Origin of the sequence: Acinetobacter sp. YH01005 (assembly GCF_013420465.1) — a bacterium.
GTDB lineage: Bacteria > Pseudomonadota > Gammaproteobacteria > Pseudomonadales > Moraxellaceae > Acinetobacter > Acinetobacter amyesii.
Window position 1 is genome coordinate 1 of sequence record NZ_VOYA01000057.1, and the last position, 2,924, is coordinate 2,924.

At 50.4% G+C, this 2,924-nt stretch carries 1 rRNA gene; it reads left to right on the plus strand.

Annotated features, from left to right (window positions below):
- Positions 1-19 precede the first annotated feature (19 nt).
- Positions 20-2,913: ribosomal RNA gene (locus FTT72_RS16010) — 23S ribosomal RNA — on the plus strand.
- Positions 2,914-2,924 lie beyond the last annotated feature (11 nt).

Consider the following 2,924-nt stretch of genomic DNA (forward strand, 5'->3'; position numbering starts at 1 on the left):
CGACTGTTTGGGGTTGTATAGTCAAGTAATTAAGTGCATGTGGTGGATGCCTTGGCAGTCAGAGGCGATGAAAGACGTAATAGCCTGCGATAAGCTCCGGGGAGGCGGCAAATATCCTGTGATCCGGAGATTTCTGAATGGGGGAACCCACCCGCTATAAGGCGGGTATCATAAACTGAATACATAGGTTTATGAGGCGAACGAGGGGAAGTGAAACATCTCAGTACCCTTAGGAAAAGAAATCAATTGAGATTCCCTCAGTAGCGGCGAGCGAACGGGGAAAAGCCCATTAAGTTATCTAAGCTTTAGTGGAACGCTCTGGGAAGTGCGACCATAGTAGGTGATAGTCCTGTACGCGAAAGGGCTTAGATAATGATGTCGAGTAGGGCGAGGCACGTGAAACCTTGTCTGAATATGGGGGGACCATCCTCCAAGGCTAAATACTCCTGACTGACCGATAGTGAACCAGTACCGTGAGGGAAAGGCGAAAAGAACCCCTGTGAGGGGAGTGAAATAGATCCTGAAACCGCATGCATACAAGCAGTGGGAGCCAACTTGTTTGGTGACTGCGTACCTTTTGTATAATGGGTCAGCGACTTACATTCAGTAGCAAGGTTAACCGATTAGGGGAGCCGTAGAGAAATCGAGTCTTAATAGGGCGTTTAGTTGCTGGGTGTAGACCCGAAACCGGGTGATCTATCCATGAGCAGGTTGAAGGTTGGGTAACACTAACTGGAGGACCGAACCCACTGTCGTTGAAAAGCCAGGGGATGACTTGTGGATAGGGGTGAAAGGCTAATCAAACTCGGTGATAGCTGGTTCTCCCCGAAAGCTATTTAGGTAGCGCCTCGGACGAATACCATTGGGGGTAGAGCACTGTTTCGGCTAGGGGGTCATCCCGACTTACCAAACCGATGCAAACTCCGAATACCAATGAGTACTATCCGGGAGACAGACTGCGGGTGCTAACGTCCGTAGTCAAGAGGAAAACAATCCAGACCGCCAGCTAAGGCCCCTAAATTATAGTTAAGTGGGAAACGATGTGGGAAGGCATAGACAGCTAGGAGGTTGGCTTAGAAGCAGCCACCCTTTAAAGAAAGCGTAATAGCTCACTAGTCGAGTCGGCCTGCGCGGAAGATGTAACGGGGCTAAAACTATATGCCGAAGCTGCGGATTTACACATTAGTGTAAGTGGTAGGGGAGCGTTCTGTAAGCCGATGAAGGTGGATTGAGAAGTCTGCTGGAGGTATCAGAAGTGCGAATGCTGACGTGAGTAACGACAAAACGGGTGAAAAACCCGTTCGCTGAAAGACCAAGGGTTCCAGTCCAACGTTAATCGGGGCTGGGTGAGTCGACCCCTAAGGCGAGGCCGAGAGGCGTAGTCGATGGGAAATTGGTTAATATTCCAATACTTCAGTGTAATGCGATGAGAGGACGGAGAAGGTTAAGTCAGCCTGGCGTTGGTTGTCCAGGTGAAAGGAAGTAGGCATGTATCTTAGGCAAATCCGGGGTACTCTATGCTGAGATCTGACAGCAAGCTGTACTTGTACAGTGAAGTGGCTGATACCATACTTCCAGGAAAAGTCTCTAAGCTTCAGTTACACTGGAATCGTACCCGAAACCGACACAGGTGGTCAGGTCGAGTAGACCAAAGCGCTTGAGAGAACTCTGCTGAAGGAACTAGGCAAAATGGTACCGTAACTTCGGGAGAAGGTACGCTGCTTTTGGTGATGGAACTTGCTTCCTGAGCTGAGAGCAGCCACAGAAACCAGGCCCCTGCAACTGTTTATTAAAAACATAGCACTCTGCAAACACGAAAGTGGACGTATAGGGTGTGATGCCTGCCCGGTGCTGGAAGGTTAATTGATGGGGTTAGCGTAAGCGAAGCTCTTGATCGAAGCCCCAGTAAACGGCGGCCGTAACTATAACGGTCCTAAGGTAGCGAAATTCCTTGTCGGGTAAGTTCCGACCTGCACGAATGGCATAATGATGGGGGCGCTGTCTCCAGCAGAGGCTCAGTGAAATCGAAATCGCCGTGAAGATGCGGTGTACCCGCGGCTAGACGGAAAGACCCCGTGAACCTTTACTGCAGCTTGACATTGAACTTTGATCTTACTTGTGTAGGATAGGTGGGAGGCTTTGAAACCGAGACGCTAGTTTCGGTGGAGCCAATCTTGAAATACCACCCTGGTAATATTGAGGTTCTAACTCTGCTCCATTATCTGGAGCGAGGACCATGTCTGGTGGGTAGTTTGACTGGGGCGGTCTCCTCCTAAAGAGTAACGGAGGAGTACGAAGGTGCGCTCAGCGTGGTCGGAAATCACGCGTAGAGTATAAAGGCAAAAGCGCGCTTAACTGCGAGACCCACAAGTCGAGCAGGTACGAAAGTAGGTCTTAGTGATCCGGTGGTTCTGTATGGAAGGGCCATCGCTCAACGGATAAAAGGTACTCTGGGGATAACAGGCTGATACCGCCCAAGAGTTCATATCGACGGCGGTGTTTGGCACCTCGATGTCGGCTCATCTCATCCTGGGGCTGAAGCAGGTCCCAAGGGTATGGCTGTTCGCCATTTAAAGAGGTACGCGAGCTGGGTTTAGAACGTCGTGAGACAGTTCGGTCCCTATCTACCGTGGGCGCTGGAAATTTGAGAGGATCTGCTCCTAGTACGAGAGGACCAGAGTGGACGAACCTCTGGTGTACCGGTTGTGACGCCAGTCGCATCGCCGGGTAGCTATGTTCGGAAGGGATAACCGCTGAAAGCATCTAAGCGGGAAGCCTACCTCAAGATAAGATTTCCCTTGGACTTTATGTCCACTAAAGAGCCGTTGAAGACTACGACGTTGATAGGTTGGATGTGGAAGTGCGGTGACGCATGAAGCTGACCAATACTAATTGCTCGTGAGGCTTGACTATACAACACCCAA